Genomic DNA, 1,096 nt, shown 5'->3' with positions numbered 1-1,096 from the left:
ATCCCATCACGGTGGCTATTGGCGACAGCAAGGAAATGCAGAAGGCCATAGATATGCTCTCTGAAGTAAAGGAAAGCATCGTCAACGCCTACGAAATCAAAACCGGCCTGTCCCGGAACAAGATTTCCAGGCTGATGGACGCAGAATCCTGGTTCAACGCTAAGAAGGCGGTGGAACTAGGTTTTGCAGACGCCATTCTCTACACCGAAGAGAAAACGGAAAATGACATCAACGTAGATGCCATGCTGTTCAGCCGGGCGGCAGTGACCAATTCCCTGCTGACCAAGCTGTCTGTGAAGAAAACAAAAGAACCCGTACCCAACAAGGTCCCCGCGGACAAACTCATGAAGCGGCTGGGCCTTCTTGTGCATTAAGGAGGAATTTCCATGAATCAGATCCTGAAACTGAGAGAAGAAAGAGCCAACACCTGGGAAATGGCCAAAGCCTTCCTGGAATCCCACCGGGATAAGGACGGCATGGTATCTGCGGAAGACAGCGCCGTCTATGACCGGATGGAAGAAAAAGTGGTGGCCCTGGGCAAAGAAATCGAACGGCTGGAACGCCAGCGGAACATCGACGATGAAATGAACAAGACCATCGATACGGCCCTGAAAGGAAATCCGGGGGCCGGGTTGATCAAACCGGACGAAAAGAAAGGCCGGGCCAGTGATGCCTATACCAAAGCCTTCTGGCAGGCCTTCCGGGGCAAGGGAAACATCCAGGAAGTGAAGGATACCCTGACCATCGGCTCCGATCCGGAAGGGGGCTACCTGGTCCCGGATGAATACGAGCACACCTTGGTGGCGGCCCTCCAGGAAGAGAACTTCTTCCGGGGCCTGGCCCATACCATCCGGACTTCTTCCGGGGATCACACCATCCCGGTGGTAGCCAGCCACGGGGAAGCGGCCTGGATGGAAGAAGGCAGCGCCTACCCGGAAAGTGATGACACCTTCAGCCACGTGAATCTGGGAGCCCATAAGCTGGGGACCGCCATCCGGGTTTCCGAAGAACTGATGAACGACAGCGTTTTCGACCTGGAAAGCTATATCACCCAGGAATTTGCAAGACGCATCGGCACCAAGGTAGAAGAAGCCTT

General features: G+C 54.6%; 2 protein-coding genes. Both read left to right on the top strand.

The annotated features are described in order from the left end of the window. Positions 1-374: ATP-dependent Clp protease proteolytic subunit (locus VZT47_RS10595; RefSeq protein WP_330224918.1), on the top strand; the 374-nt coding region annotated here is incomplete at its 5' end. A 12-nt stretch (positions 375-386) separates the two neighbouring features. Continuing rightward, positions 387-1,096, top strand: a 710-nt coding sequence (locus VZT47_RS10590; protein WP_330224917.1) for a phage major capsid protein, incomplete at its 3' end; no start/stop codon positions are given.

This window comes from Dialister sp. (assembly GCF_036343215.1).
Lineage (GTDB): Bacteria > Bacillota > Negativicutes > Veillonellales > Dialisteraceae > Dialister.
This window is presented reverse-complemented; position numbering and strand designations above follow the sequence as displayed.